16 protein-coding genes are annotated in these 18,311 nt (G+C 40.8%); 9 read left to right on the plus strand and 7 right to left on the minus strand.

Annotated elements, in window-relative coordinates; genetic code table 11:
* The first annotated feature begins 62 nt into the window (after nt 1–62).
* From CWB85_RS08780 to CWB85_RS08800, 5 genes are read left to right on the plus strand one after another with little or no spacing between them, the layout of a single operon-like run.
* Complete coding sequence (locus CWB85_RS08780) at nt 63–1,868, plus strand: glycoside hydrolase family 3 protein (protein WP_138554656.1); 1,806 nt, start codon at nt 63–65, stop codon at nt 1,866–1,868.
* Between the two features lie 16 nt (nt 1,869–1,884).
* Entirely contained in the window at nt 1,885–2,682 is a 798-nt protein-coding gene (locus CWB85_RS08785; RefSeq protein ID WP_016706469.1) for a putative hydro-lyase, read from the plus strand.
* Nucleotides 2,683–2,694: 12 nt separating this feature from the next.
* Nucleotides 2,695–3,426, plus strand: a complete 732-nt coding sequence (locus CWB85_RS08790) for a 5-oxoprolinase subunit PxpA (protein ID WP_138554657.1) — start codon at nt 2,695–2,697, stop codon at nt 3,424–3,426.
* Complete coding sequence (locus tag CWB85_RS08795; protein ID WP_138554658.1) at nt 3,411–4,280, plus strand: glutamate cyclase domain-containing protein; 870 nt, start codon at nt 3,411–3,413, stop codon at nt 4,278–4,280. The genes CWB85_RS08790 and CWB85_RS08795 overlap by 16 nt, the downstream gene beginning before the upstream one ends.
* Nucleotides 4,277–5,134, plus strand: coding sequence for an aminotransferase class IV (locus CWB85_RS08800; RefSeq protein ID WP_016706472.1), 858 nt, complete (start codon nt 4,277–4,279; stop codon nt 5,132–5,134). The genes CWB85_RS08795 and CWB85_RS08800 overlap by 4 nt, the downstream gene beginning before the upstream one ends.
* A 149-nt stretch (nt 5,135–5,283) precedes the next feature.
* Here CWB85_RS08800 and CWB85_RS08805 read toward each other — a convergent pair whose 3' ends face one another.
* The 5 genes from CWB85_RS08805 to CWB85_RS08825 all read right to left on the minus strand — a co-directional run bounded on the left by CWB85_RS08805 (nt 5,284) and on the right by CWB85_RS08825 (nt 8,520).
* Nucleotides 5,284–5,856, minus strand: a complete 573-nt coding sequence (locus CWB85_RS08805; RefSeq protein WP_016706473.1) for an NAD(P)H-dependent oxidoreductase — start codon at nt 5,854–5,856, stop codon at nt 5,284–5,286.
* A 62-nt stretch (nt 5,857–5,918) separates the two neighbouring features.
* Nucleotides 5,919–6,278, minus strand: coding sequence for a MerR family transcriptional regulator (locus CWB85_RS08810; RefSeq protein ID WP_016706474.1), 360 nt, complete (start codon nt 6,276–6,278; stop codon nt 5,919–5,921).
* Nucleotides 6,279–6,281: 3 nt separating this feature from the next.
* Nucleotides 6,282–7,031, minus strand: a complete 750-nt coding sequence (locus tag CWB85_RS08815) for a polysaccharide deacetylase family protein (RefSeq protein ID WP_138554659.1) — start codon at nt 7,029–7,031, stop codon at nt 6,282–6,284.
* A gap of 26 nt (nt 7,032–7,057) precedes the next feature.
* On the minus strand, nt 7,058–7,969 hold the full coding sequence (locus CWB85_RS08820; protein ID WP_138554660.1) for a diguanylate cyclase: 912 nt from the start codon (nt 7,967–7,969) through the stop codon (nt 7,058–7,060).
* 170 nt (nt 7,970–8,139) lie between these two features.
* Nucleotides 8,140–8,520 carry a VOC family protein gene (locus CWB85_RS08825; RefSeq protein WP_016706477.1) on the minus strand — a complete coding sequence of 127 codons (381 nt, stop codon included), beginning with the start codon at nt 8,518–8,520 and terminating at the stop codon, nt 8,140–8,142.
* A 180-nt stretch (nt 8,521–8,700) separates the two neighbouring features.
* On the opposite strand from CWB85_RS08825, the gene CWB85_RS08830 reads away from it, so the two are divergent.
* The 3 genes from CWB85_RS08830 (at nt 8,701) to CWB85_RS08845 (ending at nt 12,392) form a co-directional block, all read left to right on the plus strand.
* Nucleotides 8,701–9,252: a 4'-phosphopantetheinyl transferase family protein gene (locus CWB85_RS08830; RefSeq protein ID WP_016706478.1), complete on the plus strand. Its 552-nt coding sequence runs from the start codon at nt 8,701–8,703 to the stop codon at nt 9,250–9,252.
* A gap of 545 nt (nt 9,253–9,797) precedes the next feature.
* Nucleotides 9,798–11,864 carry a TonB-dependent receptor gene (locus tag CWB85_RS08840; RefSeq protein ID WP_138554661.1) on the plus strand — a complete coding sequence of 689 codons (2,067 nt, stop codon included), beginning with the start codon at nt 9,798–9,800 and terminating at the stop codon, nt 11,862–11,864.
* 75 nt (nt 11,865–11,939) lie between these two features.
* Nucleotides 11,940–12,392, plus strand: coding sequence for a hypothetical protein (locus CWB85_RS08845; RefSeq protein WP_138554662.1), 453 nt, complete (start codon nt 11,940–11,942; stop codon nt 12,390–12,392).
* A gap of 15 nt (nt 12,393–12,407) precedes the next feature.
* Here CWB85_RS08845 and CWB85_RS08850 read toward each other — a convergent pair whose 3' ends face one another.
* Entirely contained in the window at nt 12,408–13,313 is a 906-nt protein-coding gene (locus CWB85_RS08850) for a heme/hemin ABC transporter substrate-binding protein (protein ID WP_171038999.1), read from the minus strand.
* A 750-nt stretch (nt 13,314–14,063) separates the two neighbouring features.
* Between CWB85_RS08850 and CWB85_RS08855 the strand changes: the two genes are divergently transcribed.
* Nucleotides 14,064–16,088 carry a S9 family peptidase gene (locus tag CWB85_RS08855; protein ID WP_138554664.1) on the plus strand — a complete coding sequence of 675 codons (2,025 nt, stop codon included), beginning with the start codon at nt 14,064–14,066 and terminating at the stop codon, nt 16,086–16,088.
* A 527-nt stretch (nt 16,089–16,615) separates the two neighbouring features.
* Here the strand turns inward: CWB85_RS08855 and CWB85_RS08860 are convergent.
* Nucleotides 16,616–18,217, minus strand: a complete 1,602-nt coding sequence (locus CWB85_RS08860) for an isocitrate lyase (RefSeq protein WP_138554665.1) — start codon at nt 18,215–18,217, stop codon at nt 16,616–16,618.
* Nucleotides 18,218–18,311: the final 94 nt, after the last annotated feature.

An 18,311-nucleotide genomic window follows, 5' to 3' on the forward strand; every position in this document is an offset into this window, starting at 1 on the left:
CTACTGTGTTAAATAAGTTTGCCATATCATCAATTATCTTTGGATTAGGGTGTTTATTACCAATGAAATCGACCTTTGCAGCGACAAATTTAACTCTAGAGCAACAGCTTGGCCAAAAGCTGATGCTCGATTTTCGTTATTATTGTGAGCAAGATTCACAGCAGAAATGCCGTCAGGCTGTTACAGAGTTGCCAGCAGATTTAGCCAAAGTGATCACTAAACACAATATTGGTGGTGTTATCTTATTTGCAGAAAATATTGATAGTATTTCGCAAGTCGTAAAATTAAATAATGCTATGCAACAAGCTGCTGCAAAATCAAGCTTAGGTGCCCCACTGTTCATTTCAATTGACCAAGAAGGTGGCCGTGTTGCCCGTATTCCTCGCGATGTTGCAACGTCATTCACAGGTAATATGTCTATTGGGGCAAGTTATAAAGTACACGGCACCAAGTTTGCTACTGAGTCGGCTCAAGTAATTGCTGATGAGCTAAAAGCGCTCGGCGTTAATGTAAATTACGCCCCCACAGTAGACGTTAATATGAACCCTGATAATCCAGTGATAAATGTCCGTTCATATGGCGAAGATCCAACACTCGTGAGCATTTTAGGCGGTGCTCAAGTCGCTGGGTTTGAAGGCAACGGCGTAATTACGTCACTCAAGCATTTTCCTGGACACGGCGACACAAACGTCGATAGTCATACCGGCTTGCCAAAAGTAATGCATGATAAAGAAACTATCTGGGCAAAAGATTTACCGCCATTTCAACGCATTATTAAAGAACAAAACCCAGGTATGATCATGACTGCGCATATTCAATACCCAGCGCTTGATAGCAGCACCTTTGTGAGCAAAGATGGCAAGACCATGATAAAACCTGCCACTATGTCACATAAAATCATCACTGAGTTATTACGAGATGAAATGGGTTATCAAGGTGTCGTGATCACAGATGCACTCGACATGGCTGGTATTAGCCACTTTTTTGAGCCTATCGAAGCGGTTGTTAATACCTTTGCGGCGGGTGTCGATATTGCACTAATGCCAATTGAAATTCGCAGCCCAAAAGATTTAGTGGTACTTGATCAACTTATAGCTCGCTTAGTCAGCGAAGTCAAAAAAGGTAATTTAAACGCCGACGACGTCGCCACATCGGCGCAGCGCATCATTAATTTAAAAAGTAAGTTTAAATTAACAACTGAGCTTAACGAGTCACTTGCAATGCAAAAAGCGCAACTAATTCTCGGTGATGAAAGTCATCGAAAAATAGAAGCTGAGCTTGCCCTCGCAGCGATTACAGAGGTTAAAAATGACAAGCGGACTTTACCAATAAAGCTAAGTGCAAATAGTAAAGTGCATATCATTATGCCTGATACCCGCAAGTGTATCGCACTACAGCAAGCACTTTTAGCAAACTCGCAGCACCCAATTTCATTTAGCTGTACAAGCTTGCAAGGGTTTGAACCTATTGCAACCTTAAAAGCAATTAATGATGCTGATATTATTATCGCTGGCAATGCTTCACCAAATCAAAGTGCGGTTGAAGTAGGCGGTATGGATGATCTGTCAGACAACCCAAGCTTCGCGATTGCCAAAGCAGAGCAAGGCCCTGCACTTGAGAGGTTACTAAAGCAGGCACAACTGGCTGATAAGAAAACCATTTTCATAAGCTTGCGGGCACCGTATGATATTGCCACATTTGGCCAATATGCAGATGCAATTTTAGCAACTTATGCGTATAACATAGATGTTGATAATAGTGTTAAAGTAGCAGGGCCAGCTTTTACAGCTCTTGCTAAAGTACTAGTTGGTGAGAAGCCAGCACAAGGTACTTTGCCTGTTACTGTTAATGGCATAAATAACAACTAAAGTTTACGAGGATACTATGCAACATAACGCATCACTTACTACGCCTTACGCTATTCGAAATATGATCCGGAACGAAGATTACACCGGTCATACATCTGGGTTTGTTCCCGGCTTTGTGCAGGCTAATTTAGTGATTCTGCCAAAGCAGTATGCTTTTGATTTTTTACAGTTTTGCCAAGCAAATAAAAAGTCATGCCCGATCGTAGCAAGCAGCCGGACGCCTGGGGCCACAAGTATTCCTAATGTTGCTCATGATTTAGACATTCGAACGGATTTACCGCGCTATCGTATTTTTAAAAATGGTCAACTAATTGAAGAAGTGACCAATATTAAAGAACAATGGCGTGATGATTTGGTCACCTTTTTAATTGGGTGTTCATTCTCATTCGAAGAACCATTAAAAGCGGCTGGCATAGAAATACGTAATATCACTGAACATAAAAATGTCCCTATGTACATGACGAACATTCCCTGTGAAAGTGCCGGTATTTTCCATTCAAACATGGTAGTCAGTATGCGCCCGATGAAACCTGCAGACGCTATTCGTGCAATTCAAATATGCAGCCGCTTTCCTGATGTACACGGTGCACCAGTCCACTTTGGTGATCCTGCCGCGATCGGCATTAAAGATATAAACCGTCCTAACTTTGGTGAATCTGTAACAATTAAAGACGGCGAAGTACCGGTTTTTTGGGCCTGTGGTGTCACCCCTCAAATAGCCATAGCAAATGCAGCCCCCGATTTTTGTATTACGCATAGTCCTGGGCACATGTTGATCACAGATATTCAAAATGCACATATATCAGCTTTTTAAACGGAAACAATAATGAAGCTTAATTGTGATTTAGGTGAAAGTTTTGGTGTATGGCAGATGGGCCTCGACACTGAAGTAATGCCCCACATTGATATGGCCAATATTGCCTGTGGCTTTCATGGTGGTGATAGCGATGTCATGGCCAGTACGTTGCGACTTGCCAAACAGCATAACGTAATGATTGGCGCTCACCCAAGCTATCCAGATAAACAAGGCTTTGGCCGCCGCTCTATGGCATTATCAGCTCAAGAACTAACCAATTGTTTGCACTATCAAATAGCCGCACTTGAAGGTATGGCAAGAGTACAAGGGCTTAGTTTAGAATACGTAAAGCCACATGGCGCCCTGTACAACGATATGATGCTTGATGAAACACTATTAACCACTGTGATGCAAGCAATTGCCTGTTACCCAAGTACATTAAAATTGATGATACTTGCCACTGCAAACGCTAAGCAGCATCAACAGTTAGCAAAGCAATATCAACTGGATTTAATTTTAGAAGCATTTGCTGATCGCCAATACACTGATGATGGCCTGCTAGTTTCACGCAGTCTCGCGGGCAGTGTTCATGACAAGCCCGCGTTGATAGCACAGGTTAAACAATTACTTACCACAGGTTGCGTCACAACTCGTTCAGGTAAACAGTTACCATTGCATGCCGATAGTTTATGCGTACACGGCGATAATGCTGCAGGTATTGCCCTCATTCAAGAGATAAAAACACTATGCCACGCCCGCTAAGTGATGAACAATTAAGTAAAACAATTGAAACCATGATGGTTGAGCAAAATTTGCGCGGCATGCAAACTCTCTACGTACATCAGCAAACGGGTACTTATTTACGTGCGGCTAAATCCTTATTTGCAGCTAGTAATACCATACTCATAGGCACTGGATTTGCGGTAAAGCAAACCTTCGAAACTGATGGTCCGGTTGGCGCAATAGCTTTATACAATGCACTTAAAGCGCTTGGTAAACACCCCATATTAGTATGTGGCAACCCCCTTTACAGCGCGTTAAAAGCTGACTTTAACTGCTTTGAATTACCACTAAATAATATTGTCGATGCCATGAGCTTTAGCCAAAAAGCGCTGGCTGAATTAAAGCCAGGCTGCGTACTTTCAATCGAACGGCCAGGGCTGTGCCACGATAATAAATATTACAACATGCGTGGTATTGATATTTCAAACGATTGCGGTTGCTTTGATTTTTTTATTACACAAGCCCAGTGCCCTACTATTGCAATTGGTGATGGCGGTAATGAAATTGGTATGGGCAACTTATCTCAGTATATGAGTGAGCTGAGCATCACTGCCAGCCTAACATGTTGTGATGAGTTATTATTGGCTGATGTATCAAACTGGGCGGCCTACGGCATTATTGCATTCTTAAGTCGCTGGCATAACCAAGATTTACTCGCTGAAGTTGATACTTTAGCGATCTTACAATATTTAAGTGAACGTGGCAGTGTCGACGGTGTCACTCATAAAAACGAATTAACCGAAGATGGTTTACATGCGATGCATGGCCAACAACTCATCGCTAGACTCCGTCAGCTTAGCGGTGTTGCCAATCAGAATGAGGATTTACAATGAGCACGGTGTATTTAAACGGCGATTATATGAGTGCTGAGCACGCAAAAATATCACCTATGGATAGAGGTTTTTTATTTGGTGATGGTATTTACGAGGTGATCCCTGCCTACAATGGCAAGATGCTCGGTTTTGCGGCGCATATAGAACGCATGAATAACGGTTTAAATGAAATTGAAATTAAGCTCGATTACAGCACTGATACCTGGCGTGAAATCTGCCAGCAACTGTGCGAAAAAAACCACGGTGATAACCTCGGTATTTATTTACATGTTAGCCGCGGTGCAGATAATAAACGTGCTCATGCTTATCCTAATGACATAACACCGACTGTATTTGCTTACGCATTTGAAATTCCTCCACAGCCTGTGAGCGACATAGACAATGCTAAAACCTATACTGTGTCTGTAGAGCAAGATAAGCGCTGGCAGCGTTGCCACATAAAATCAACCGCTTTGCTTGGCAATGTTATTCACTATCAACATGGGGCGGCAGCAGGTAACAATGAAACTATATTATATAACCGCTTAGATGAACTTACCGAAGCAAGCTCAAGCAATGTGTTTATCGTCAAAGACGGGATAATAAGCACCCCACCATTAGATAATCAGATTTTACCCGGTATTACGCGCTGGTTAATCATTAATATTCTAAACAGCCACAGTGATTTTAAAGTACAAGAGCGCATTATCAGTAAACAAGAGTTGTTTGCAGCTGATGAAGTATGGATCACCAGCGCCACAAAAGAAGTGGGTCCCGTTGTAAAACTTGATGGCCAACTCGTTGCTGATGGTAAGCCAGGGCAGATTTGGCAACAAGTGCAAAGCTTATTTACAAAACATAAATTTGATTATTAATAGCTAGCGATAAGCGATAACTATAAAAGCCGTAAGTCAACACGGCTTTTAAAATATAATTAAATTTTCGCTTGCTTAAGCTGATACGAGCACACTTCTATTTACGGATAAACCCGTTAAACATCATTTTTTGATGAAACTCTATACTCTTATTGTCCCGCCATTTTTGCCATTTTCTTTAGCCAGTGAGCTCGCTGCTCTGGCGTCGAACTGATAATTGGGCCAATATAGGTTGTATTAAGCACTTTAATGCCAGAAAAACCTAAAATAGTGTGCTTTAACTGTTTGCTTACTGGGTTGCCTTGAAAATAGCGATAATACCAAGGAGGGGTGTCGAGAGTTAACACAACTTCAGCTGTGCGCCCTTTTAACAGCTTATCGGGAATGGTTTTATTCGGTTGATATTTGAATGCAAAACCAGGTAAAAAAGTACGGTCAATCAACCCTTTAAACTTAGCAGGCAAGCCACCCCACCACACGGGAATAACCAACACGATATGCTCAGCCCATTGTAATTGAGCTTGAAATTCGACTAAATCAGGTTCAAGCAATTGTTCACTATCGTAGCCATAGCTTAAATCGGCCTCAAACACCATCGCATTAAGAGAGAGGCTGTGCACTTCACTCTCACTCGCGCAACCTTGCTTATAAGCGTTTGCTAAAGCATCACAAAAACTCCCCTGCTTAGGGTTGGCATCAATCACTAAGATACGTTTTTTCATACTAACTACTCCTTTAAAAGCAGTAGCATACACCCTCCCCTAAAGGGTAGAGTCAAGTACCGTTAGCCTGATACTTGGTTATCCAAACACATTTTTATATCACGGTGATAAAAATCTAGTAACTCTTTTTGTTGCTCAAGTGCAGTAATATCTATCAATATTTGCTGCTTCTTATTCTCAAGTAAAACCATTACCGCAGGCCAATCTAAGTCATGACGAGCAATTTTTAACTGTTTTAGCTGGGTTAAACTCAACCCTAAAAGTTGCGCTCGTTTTATTAGCATTACAAACTCTACATCAGCGTTATCATAAATACGGTAGCAGCCTTGGCGTTTTATATCCGTTAATAAACCGATCGCTTCATAATGACGAATTGTTTTTACAGATACTCCACAACGGGTTGCTATTTCGCCAATATACACAGTTCACTCCTTTTCCTGCTTTTTCATAATATTAATATAAGAATCAACATAGTATTGATCTTTATTCGCAGCTAAGTAAGCTAGTAACTGTGCATGAGCAGTAACCGACACACTTAAATGATCACCACCGATCCCGTGAAAAAGAAGGTTAATGAGCCGTACATTTTCGGGAACGTTTTTCACATAATCAATGAGTTGTTGCCCGGTTACATTTACGGGCGCCCATAAAACAGTGTGCTCACTGTCATCTACTCCTTTTATTGCCACAAAATGCGCTCTAAGCGGCTCAATAAAGTCATTACCTGCTGCTTGAGTATCAAAGCAAGGTGGCGTGAAAGTGCGCTGCGTTTTGCCATCGATGGCCTGTAAAAACACATTAGCGGTAAGTACTTCTCGGATCACTCGTGCAGTACTGTAATGATCAAGGTTTTGCTCATCGCTCACCCACGCTCGTGATGGTTTTGATGCACTACATGGGTGGAATAAACTATGATTGCCTAATTCATGACCTTGCTGAGTGGCTTTACGCCATTCTGAGAGCCGAGAGGTAATTGTTTCAGAGTTTGGCACTAAATAAAATGAAGCTTTAAAATTATACTTATTTAATGCCGGTAGCGCATTATCAAGCTGACTTGCAAGTGCATCATCATAAGAAAGACTTACTGCAATTTTACTATTATCAGTTGCCGCATAAATAGAACATGCACTGGTTAAGCAACATAGCAATAATAGAGCCTTAGATAAACTGTTCATTCGTATCCTTGATGGTTTAAAAGTGACTAGAATGTTAGCTTATTTCGCCCTTGCTGTTTTGACACATACAACTTTTCGTCTGCCGATTTAATAATACTTTCATTTGCCGATAACCCCTTGAATGTCGCAAGCCCAGCACTCACAGTCAAGTACTGATAGATTGAATAATTGTGAGAAATCTTTAACTTAGCTATATTATTTAAAATATTCTCAGCAACCAATGCGCCACCTCGCAAATCTGTATCTGGCAAAATAACTGCAAACTCTTCGCCACCATAACGAGCCACAAAATCACACGGTCGCAGCAACGTGGTTTTTATAGTATGAGCAACTTGCTGTAAAACTTTATCTCCTTCGATATGGCCATAAATATCATTAAACTGCTTAAAAAAATCAATATCAATGATCACTAACGCGTAATCACCTTGCTCTCGTTTTGCCCTCAACTGTGTTTTTGTTAAATGGGAGTCAAAATAGCGACGGTTGTAAACATCCGTTAAACCATCTAAAAACACTAACTCTAGTAACTTATCGCGTTGAAATTTAAGTGTAAGTTGTGCAGTAACACGATTAAAGACCGTTTTTGGATTGATCGGCTTACTGATAAAATCAACACCACCTACCTGCCAGCATAAATCTTCATGCTGCCCAAATGAGGTAATAAAAATGATTGGAATGTTTTTTGTCTCAGGGCGACTTTTTAATACACGGCACGTTTCGATCCCGTTGATACCCGCCATTTCGATATCAAGTAGAATAATGTCTGGCGCGCTCTCTTCGATCATTTTTAGGGCATCTTCACCGCTGTGCGCCACACTAGTTTGATAATAGCCTGCAAGAATTTTTTGCAATAAAGTGATATTCAGTAACTGGTCGTCAACAATTAAAACTTTTGCATTTGGTAACTGCTCTGCGATCCCATACTCAAAGTTGACCATTTATTTTACCTTACTGCTAAAAGTGAAACTATATTCTTAATTAACAATCCATATTTAGTAAGAAGTGCTGAAAAAATATAAAAACTAATATTTTATATACAGCACCTATTTAAAATTAAATGTCGCACAAAAGCAACGTGCAACCAACCTTGGCGGTAATATTAATATGCTTATGAAGACTGGATAAAACAGAATGCATTAAGTTTATTGCCATCTAAATCACGAAAATACCCAGCATAAAACCCTGGCATTTCTCGCGGGCCAGGTGCACCTTCATCAGTTGCACCAAGCTCAATCGCTTTCGCATAAAAGGCATCAACTTGGGCTGGCGTATCGACTACTATCGCGATCATTGTGCCATTACCTACTGTTGCAGCATTGCCATCATGAGGCTTAGTAATTGCAAAGCCCGGTTGCTGCGGATCAATACTCCAAGCGACAAAGTTATTGGTTTCTAGAAAGCGTTGCGCATTAAGTAAAGAGAATAATTCATCATAAAACGCCACGGCGTTAGGCAAATTATTAGTGCCAAGCATTGTATAGCCAATCATCGGTATTCCTTATCAATTATTAAACAATATTCAAGATACCCGTGTAGTGATATTTAGTCCATTATTTAGTCCATTTAAGCTGTCATTTTTAGTTCTTATCAGAATTAGCTTTTCTTTCTTTTTGAAAAATAAAGTACAATCAATATGTTCAAAGAAATTAATAGGGAAATTTTAGTTTTCATGAAAATACTGCAAACTACAAAACTCAGGCCACAACTGCAGTATCCATACTATTGCTGTGAATTTGAAATTTCGAATTTTGCTAATGCAGACTTTGCGGCGCATCAAATTCCTTTCCCTGCACAATTGAGTAAGGCTGTAGATAAAAGAAAAGCCGAATACTTGGCTGGTAGAGTGTGCGCTAAACACGTGCTCGCGGCACATAAAATATATAACTTTGAACTAATAAACGCAGCAGATCGTGCTCCCATTTGGCCTAATAAAATAGTGGGCAGTATTACCCATAGCCAGCAAACTGCAATGGCAATGGTATCTCACAGTAGCGATATTGCAGGAATAGGTATCGATATCGAGCAGTTAATGAGTGCCAAGCAAGAGCAAGAACTCCAACAACAAATTTTGCACCCTGATGAACTTTTTCAATTTCAACGATTAGCCAAACAAGTATCACACCCATTAACGATTATTTTTTCAGCTAAAGAAAGTATTTTTAAAGCTTATACCCAAACCACCTCAAGTTGTGAGTTTCAGTTGGATTTAAAAGCGATTTAGGCAAGGCATTGATTGCAAATAATAGTGGTTCTATTGTTAAAATCAATAACGCAGTATAAATCGCTTTTAAACCAACCCCTTGGGCGTTCCACAGGCACTTACTCTCATCGTTGTTACTTCTTAAAAGGGATTGGCCATTCTTGCAAAATAACGCCTTGATATTAAGCCCCTGTGAAACGCTGAATTCTGCATCTTGAAGTGGCTTGGGTATATTACCCAAGCGTTAAACAATTTTTTGGTTTTGATGCCGCCAAGCTTATTGCTTTTAATAAACAACAACTGCAATTTAAAATAACCCAAACACTTGCGTCACCGTGTTTTATCAATGTAACAACGAGCAAGTACTCACTGAATGCGAATTTAAAACGCCTTTTTAAGTTCAATCTCCATCATTTGATACGCTTTTACTGTATCTACCCAAACCATATTTCATAGCTTACTAAATGAAAATAGAAACTCATTAAATGTAATCGTATATTTGTTGCACACAAACAATAACAAAGGCACAATTGATAATAATTACCATTAGCAAAAAAGGAATTAAAGTGAAAATTAAGGAAGTCTTACTCCCTGTTGCAGCATTAGTATCAACTACTGTATTAGCAAATACTGATGAAAGTAATACCGTAAATCAAATGACGTTTATAGAAGTTACTGGTGAGTTGTTATCAAGAAGCTTGCTACAAAGTGGTAATAGTGTTGTTGTTTTTGATACCAAAACACTTGAAAGCCGCCCTGAACTTAGAACCGTAAGAGATGTTCTAAGTGAGATCCCTAATATTACTATGGTTACAGGTACTGGCAAGGCTCCAACAGTTAGAGGGATTGATGGTACTGGCGCCGCAGAAAATGCCAATGCATTTTTTGCCGGCAGCAGGGCACGGCTAAACTGGCAAATTGACGGCCGTTCTGCTACTTATAACGAAATAGTATTTGGCGACTTAGGCATTTGGGATCTCAATCAGATTGAGGTACTTAGAGGTCCACAAAGTACACTCGCTGGGCGCAATGCTATCGCAGGTACAATCCGCGTTGAAACGCAAGATCCAACGTTCGAACAACAGTTTACAATTCGCGCCGAAGGTGGAAACTTAGACCAAAAACGCTTATCAGCCACTTATAATCAACCGCTTACAGAGCAGTTTTCTGTACGTTTTGCTGCCGACCAATTTGAACGTCGCTCCCCAGTTGCTTATGAACCTTACCCAGGTGTTGAAAATCCAGCTGATATGGAAGGCCGTGCAATTAGAGGGAAATTACTTTACGAGGGCGATGACCAATATGATACCCGCATCGTTGTCACCCTTACTGACAATAAATACACCGGGCCAAATGGTGAAATTATTGATTACCCGTTTAATGAAAGACGCTCTAATTTTCCACAGCAGCCTGTACATGTAACGCATACTAAAAGTGTAGGTGTTGAATATAACGCTGCAATAAATGAACAACTAGAGCTGGAAGTGACGGCATCAGCAACAGATTTTAATTTTGAGCGCAAATCCACACCAGACGGCTCTAAAGCTAATGTTGATACGAAAGAATATGTGATTGAACCTCGTTTACGTTATCAAGGTGATAACGGTACACAGTGGGTTATTGGTAGTCGCTACTATAGTTCTAAGCAAGATGATTGGATTCAGTTTATTGTAAAACAGAGCTTTACTGATGATTCCAATAATTTTGCAATCTACTCCGAGGGCGCATTTCCATTTAATGAAAAGTTTGAGCTAACCGCGGGTTTACGCTACGAGAAAGAAAACCGCAAACGTGAAGGTGGCGATCCAGATAGGGCAATAGCTAAAATTGAATCAGATAATGATTACAGCGCCCTCTTACCAAAGCTAGGCCTTAGTTATCAAGTTAATGAAGAGCATACCATTGGCTTGCAATTATCCCGCGGCTATAACGCAGGAGGGGGTGGTATTTCTTTTGGCGCACCGATTGTGAACTATGAATACGACGAAGAATACGTAAACTCATTGGAATTATATGGTCGTCAACAATGGGCTGATAATAGCCTAAGCACATCTCAAAACCTGTTTTACTCGCAATATACAGACATGCAATTGCCCTTTGATTTAACACCTGAAAATACCCGTGATGAAGCCTATGTAGTAAGAAACGCAGACAAAGTTACCACTGTTGGTTTTGAATTTAGCGCAGATTGGCGTATTGATGAACAATTTAATTTGTACGGTAGCTTTGCACTATTAGACTCCGAAATCACTGATTATCCTGGCTCTGGATTAGAAGGAAATTCATTATTTATGGTTCCTTCTGCTTCTATGAAGTTAGGCGGAACATGGCAGTCAAATAATTGGGTTATTAATGTGAGTGGTCAGTACACTGATGGCTGGTATACCAATATTTCGAACGATGAAGGCAGTAAAACTGACGCATTTGCCACCTTTGATACTAGCTTAAGTTATTTAATATCAGAGCAGACTAAATTGTACCTTTCAGTGCGTAATATTTTTGATGAAGATGCGCCTGTTGCGCTATATCCGGGTACTGCACCTGCTGACAGTAATGAACCAGACAACCATTTTGATAAAGCCGTTTTAACTCAACCACGAACCATTAGCGCTGGTTTACAGTATACATTTTGATCTAACGAATAATTTACACGGCAAGCCTGCTTGCCGTAACCCCTTCATAAAAACAATAACTAGGATTCATACAATATGACAATTCTAAAGCACGATAATAGCCTTTGGCCATTAGCCATCACCGTTGCACGCGGTGAATGCACACTCGAAATGCATTTAAACTCTTTGCAAGCATGGGATATTTGGTTTAAAAAAGCGGAGCCCTTTGTCGTTGTTCGTGTTTACAGCGATGAAGAGTCTTTACAGCACCCAAAAGGAGCTGGCCCAGCTACGCAAAAGTGGTTAAAAGAGGGAGCGGCAGAGCAAATGCAGCAGCATGTTCAAGCTATGTTGATTGTGGTTCCCGAACAGCAATTTGAACGAATGCAAAAAATGAGTGTACAAAAAGCCTTTGGTATACCCGGTGCTGTCGTTAAATCACTTGATGATGCCCATGCTTGGCTAATGACAACATCAAGCCACAATAAGACACTTGAGCAAACAAAGCTCATACAAATAGAAACGCTTGTTCACGCATTGGCTACTTAACCCATTAAATTAAAGCTATTTAGCACTATTAGCTGCTGATTTTAAAAACCTATATTGATACCCATCAGGTAATTGCGCTTGAGGATAAAAAGCATGTGCTAATTCAACAAGCGCTTGCGGCGTTCTAGGGCCCATACTTAGCAAATAGGCAACATCAAAATTATGCACGCGTTTATTTTTAACTGCATTGGAAAACTTAAACGCGTTTAACAACTCAGAACTTGGTAGTTGATCATGCCCACCAATACTCATGGTAATAATCACATCAGGGTTTAGTACGAGCGCCGCTTCACTCGATATTGCCTGCCAGTTAGTTACGCTAGACGCCATCACATTCTTACCGCCAGCAATAGCTACTAACTCATTTGCCGTAGTACCAGCACCTGCAACCATGAGTTGATCACTGCGAATAACCAACACTTTAGGTTTAGTCGTTACTTGTTTTAAAATATGCGTTAAGGCATCACGATCTACTGTTAGCGCTTGCGCTAACTCCGCTCCTTTGCTCTGGACTTGCATCAGGCTGGCTATTTGCTCTATTTTATTTTCAATCCGCCAGAAGCTATCATTTTCGTGCAAAATAACCAAATTAGCAGCGGTACGTTTTAATTGCTCAACCACCTTCTTCGGGCCTATATCAGCCTCTGCAAGGATAAGATCAGGGTTTAATGACAATATCCCCTCAACGCTTATTTTACGCACATAGCCAATTTGAGGCTGCGTGGTGGCTGCAGCTGGAAAAATACTACTGCTATCAACGCCAACAATACGTTGCTGCTCACCAAGCGCATAAATAACCTCCGTTATTGAGCCCCCTGCAACCACAATTTTTTGTGGATTAAGAGGCTGCGAGCTTGCATGTACGTAACTATTAGTAAGTAAAGTAACGAACGAAATAAGGAATAGTACAAAGGGCTTCATTGTGATCAAATCCAATTTGAAAACAAAAATAATAACAGTTTCTATTTTTAACTTGTAGCTTTATCTATCACTGATAAGACTCTGGACTCAGGCGTTGAAAGTGTCGGTGTATATACTTTTGGCGCTTATGGTGAACCTCGCAGTTATAGTGCGCAAATAACTTACCAGTTTTGATTTACCTGAAACAGCTTTACGCGCTGCAAGTAAGGGCTATACATTTCTAGGAAAGATTTCTAGGAAAAAGAATTACTTCGGTGATCGCAGTGATGTAGCTAACATTAACATTACTGCGATCAGCCCATAAGGCAAGCCATTATCGATGCCAAAACACCAGTCTCAACAATAGGACCTACAACAATTCCCAGCCTTTGTGCTACTGAGATTGTTCCAGCAGCGGTTTCTGGCTAAATGGAGCATCAGTTTTTTGCACAGTTTCATGGTTGACTAAGTTACTCATTCTCTGTCCTTATGATTGAGGGTATTCCACATTTTTTATACTGCCCCCCGCCTTCAGGGCACATCGCTTTAAAGTGGTTATCGTCTACTGATCCGGTGAGATTTTCGGCATGGGACTTCGAGGATTTTTACCGACAAACAATCAACAATAATTTTTATTCACAGTTTTTTGAAAAAAACCTTTTCTGATTTGTTGTAAATAATTGACCTAGAAACCATTCATCGAAATATGTATATTTTTATTCTCTGTTACTTTATAACAGTATTAATGCTGTTTAATAACAAGGAATAAAAATGAAATTACACTCCCCTCTTGTACTGTTGGTTGCAGTGAGCTTTTGTGGCGTAGCAGCTCAAGCTGATAATACCTTACAATTAGAAAATGTATTCGACCTTGAATATGCCAACCAAATTGAAATGACCAATGATGGTAAAACGGTGTACTTTGTTCGTAATCGCATGGACATAAAATCTGACCGTAAGATCAGTAATATTTGGTCTGTCGATAGTAATTCAAAACAACTCCAGCCGCTTACTTCTGGTGTGCACATGGATTATTCACCGGTGCTATCACCTGATGAAACCCGCTTAGCATTTATTTCAACTCGCGATGGCAGTAGCCAAATTTATGTTAAGTGGCTAAAAACAGGTGCGGTTGCAAAAATTAGTAACCTGACCCAAAGTCCGTCTAGTTTGCAGTGGGCGCCTAATGGCCGGCAATTACTATTTAGTCAATTTGTTCCTAGTAAAACAGTCTCTCCGGTGAACTTACCTGGTAAACCAGATGGTGCGAACTGGGCTGAGCCAGCCAAATATATTGATGATGTGTATTATCGTGCTGACGGTGGCGGCTATACAAAACCCGGCTTTCGCCATCTATTTAGTATCGATGCCAATGGCGGTAATGCTCGCCAGTTAACCTCTGGTGACTTTGACCATAGCGGGCCTATCAGTTTTGCGAATGAGGGAGATACACTGTATTTTTCAGCAAATCGACATGTTGAGTTTAGGCTCAAACCAACTAACTCGGAAATTTATCAACTAAGCTTAAAAGACTTACAGATCACTGCAATTACTGATCGAGTGGGACCTGATAACCAACCGCAAGTTTCTCCCAATGGCCGCTACCTCGCCTACACAGGATACGATGATAAGCAGACCAATTATGAAAACTCTCAGTTATATATTCGCGATTTAGAATCAGGTGAAACCAGCAGTATAACGCATGACTTTGATCGTAATGTTGGCCAAATAAAATGGGCGGATAACTCCAGTGGTATCTTCTTTAGCTATGCCAGTGAAGGGAAAACAATGCTTGCTTACCAACCACGCAGCGGCAAACGCAAAGTCATTACTGAACAGATCGGTAGTGTGTCATTTGGTCGCCCATATTCTGGTGGCGATTTTGATATCAGCGATGACGGTGATGTGGCTGTTACGCTTGCTGATACCCAACGCCCAGCTGATGTCGCCGTCATTAAAAATGGTAAAATGCAACGTTTAACCAAGCTAAACGACGATGCTCTAGGCAATAAACAACTGGCAAAAGTAGAAGAGATCTGGGTTAAATCGAGCCATGATGGCTTACCTGTTCAAGGTTGGGTAGCTTACCCACCGGGTTTTGATAGCAGTAAAAAATACCCGCTTATTTTAGAAATTCACGGCGGCCCCGTGGCTAACTATGGCCCGCACTTTAGTACTGAGGTGCAATTATTTGCGGCAAAGGGAAGTGTAGTTTTATATATGAACCCACGCGGTAGTGATTCATACGGTAAAGAATTTGCACAAACCATCCATCACAATTACCCAAGCAATGACTTTGATGACCTAATGACAGGGGTTGATGCACTTATTGCCAAAGGTTTTATTGACGAGTCTAAGTTATTTGTCACCGGAGGCTCAGGCGGCGGTGTATTAACGGCATGGATAGTTGGTCACACTGACCGCTTTGCAGCTGCTGTGGTTGCAAAACCGGTTATCAATTGGATCAGTTTTGTACTAACTGCGGACTTCTACCCGTTTTTTGCCGATTACTGGTTCCCGGGTAAACCATGGGATCATATTGAACATTATATGAAACGCTCTCCTATTAGCTATGTGGGTAATGTGAAAACACCGACCATGCTATTAACTGGTGAAGCTGATTACCGTACGCCAATTTCAGAGACTGAACAATTTTACCAAGCACTGAAACTGCAAGGGGTTGATACCGCTATGGTACGTATTCCAGATGCGTCTCATGGTATTACGCAGCGCCCATCAAACTTGATGGCTAAAGTAGCCTATATCCAATGGTGGTTTGATAAGCACAGTCAATAACGCTTAAGACTACGAGTTTCGAGCTACGGGCACTTTGCAGGTACTCGAAGCTCGTAGCCAATATACTGTAAACCCCCTTTACACGCCAATAATGTGAGTAACTCCTTACATACTTAAAAAGTATCGGACTTTGCGCATAAAGTGAGTTAGTAAAATTTCGGTTTATGACATTTTTAGGTCGTTGAGTTGGTAAAAAATCGGTTTGAGTCACTGTTTATGGCGCTTGAGTTGGTAAAAAAGTGGTTTGTAGTTGCCACGAGTTAGTAAAAAATCGGTTTATATTTTTGTTTCAATGCCTAAAAACGCCACTAAATATTAATTTTTGTGCCTGTAACATCAAAAAACAGCCCTATTTTACGTGTAAATAGGCTTTCAGCCTTTAGTTAATAAAACTCTGATCCATAATAATGATAAAAAGTAGCAGCTAGTTAAATACTGATCTGTACTTCGTTAAATACTGATCTGTACACATTAAAAAAGGGCCCTAAAGCCCTTTGTAACATTGTTGAGTTGGAATAACCTGAAACTTAAAACTGATTCATGGTGTTTGCTTCACCACCGGCTTTTAGGGCATTCTCACCTGAGAAGTACTCTTTATGTGTATCACCGATATTCGACCCAGCTAAGTCTTGATGCTTCACTGACGCCTGCTCACGACGGATTTCTTGACGCTGAACGTCACGTACATAGGCCAACATACCTAAGTCACCAAAATAACCTTCAGATAGAATATCAGTACTTAATGCAGCAGTATGATAAGTAGGTAAGGTAATCAAGTGATGGAAAATACCCGCTTCTCTTGCGCCATCGCGTTGGAAGTTTTGTACCAATACATCAGCGGCTTTAGCAAGTTCAGTGTTATCCATTTCAGGTGCCATTAATGCTTTATTGTCATCAAGACTTGGGTAAGCTGAAAGGTCTTTACCTTCATCAAGCCATTGTTGATAAACTTGCTCACGGAATTTCAGGGTCCAGTTAAATGATGGTGAATTGTTATAAACCAATTTAGCATCGGGTACTTGCTCTTTAACGCGGTTTACTAGTTCAGCAATTTGTTTAACATGTGGCTTTTCTGTCTCAATCCACAATAAGTCAGCGCCTGATTGCAAGCTGGTTACGCAGTCAAGTACCACACGGTCTTTTTCTGTGCCTTCACGAAATTGATACAGGCCATTCTCAAGACGTGTTGGCTTACATAATTGGCCGTTCAGCTTCATTGCTGTATCGCCTTCGTTTAAGTCTTCTACCCCATTAATTGGCGTAGTTTCTAGGAATGCATTGTATTGGCTCGCTAAATCCCCTGGAGTTTTTGATACTGGTACCTTTTGTGTCAGGCTCGCACCAAGTGAATCTGTACGCGCTACAATAATCCCGTTATCGATACCCAGCTCTAAAAATGCGTAACGTACCGCATTAATTTTTGCTAAAAAGTCTTCGTGCGGTACGGTTACTTTACCAGCCTGATGGCCACATTGCTTGGCATCAGACACTTGGTTTTCAATTTGAATTGCACACGCCCCTGCTTCAATCATTTTTTTAGCAAGTAGATAAGTGGCTTCTTCATTGCCAAAACCGGCATCAATATCGGCAATAATTGGCACCACATGGCTTTCAAAATTATTGATTTTATCAAGTACGGCTTGTACGTCACCACCGCTTGCTTTTGCGTTATCAAGATCTTTAAATAAGTGATCAAGTTCTCGAGCATCTGCTTGCTTTAAAAAAGTATAAATTTCTTCGATTAGCGCCGGCACTGACGTTTTTTCATGCATACTTTGATCTGGTAACGGGCCAAATTCAGAGCGAAGCGCCGCCACCATCCAACCACTTAAATATACGTAGCTGCGCTTTGTGGTTTTTTGATGACGTTTAATTGCCATCATCATTTGTTGCGCAGTAAAACCATGCCAGCAACCAAGTGATTGCGTGTATTGGCTCGTATCGGCGTCATAAGCGGCCATGTCCTCACGCATAATGTCTGCGGTGAATTGTGCTATTTCTAACCCTGTACGAAAGCGGTTTTGTAAACGCATACGACTGGCATATTCAGGGTTAATAGCTTGCCATTGCTTACCTTGCGCTTGACAAAGTGTTGCTAACGAATCGGTTTCACGTTGATAAGTAGTCATAATAAAAATCCTTTGAACGGGTTAATCTAAATAATTAGTGTGTGAGAGAGGCTAAAGAGCTCATGCTCCGTAGCGCTTAAATCAACATTAGGCC

This window comes from Pseudoalteromonas sp. S1727 (assembly GCF_005886375.1).
GTDB lineage: Bacteria > Pseudomonadota > Gammaproteobacteria > Enterobacterales > Alteromonadaceae > Pseudoalteromonas > Pseudoalteromonas haloplanktis.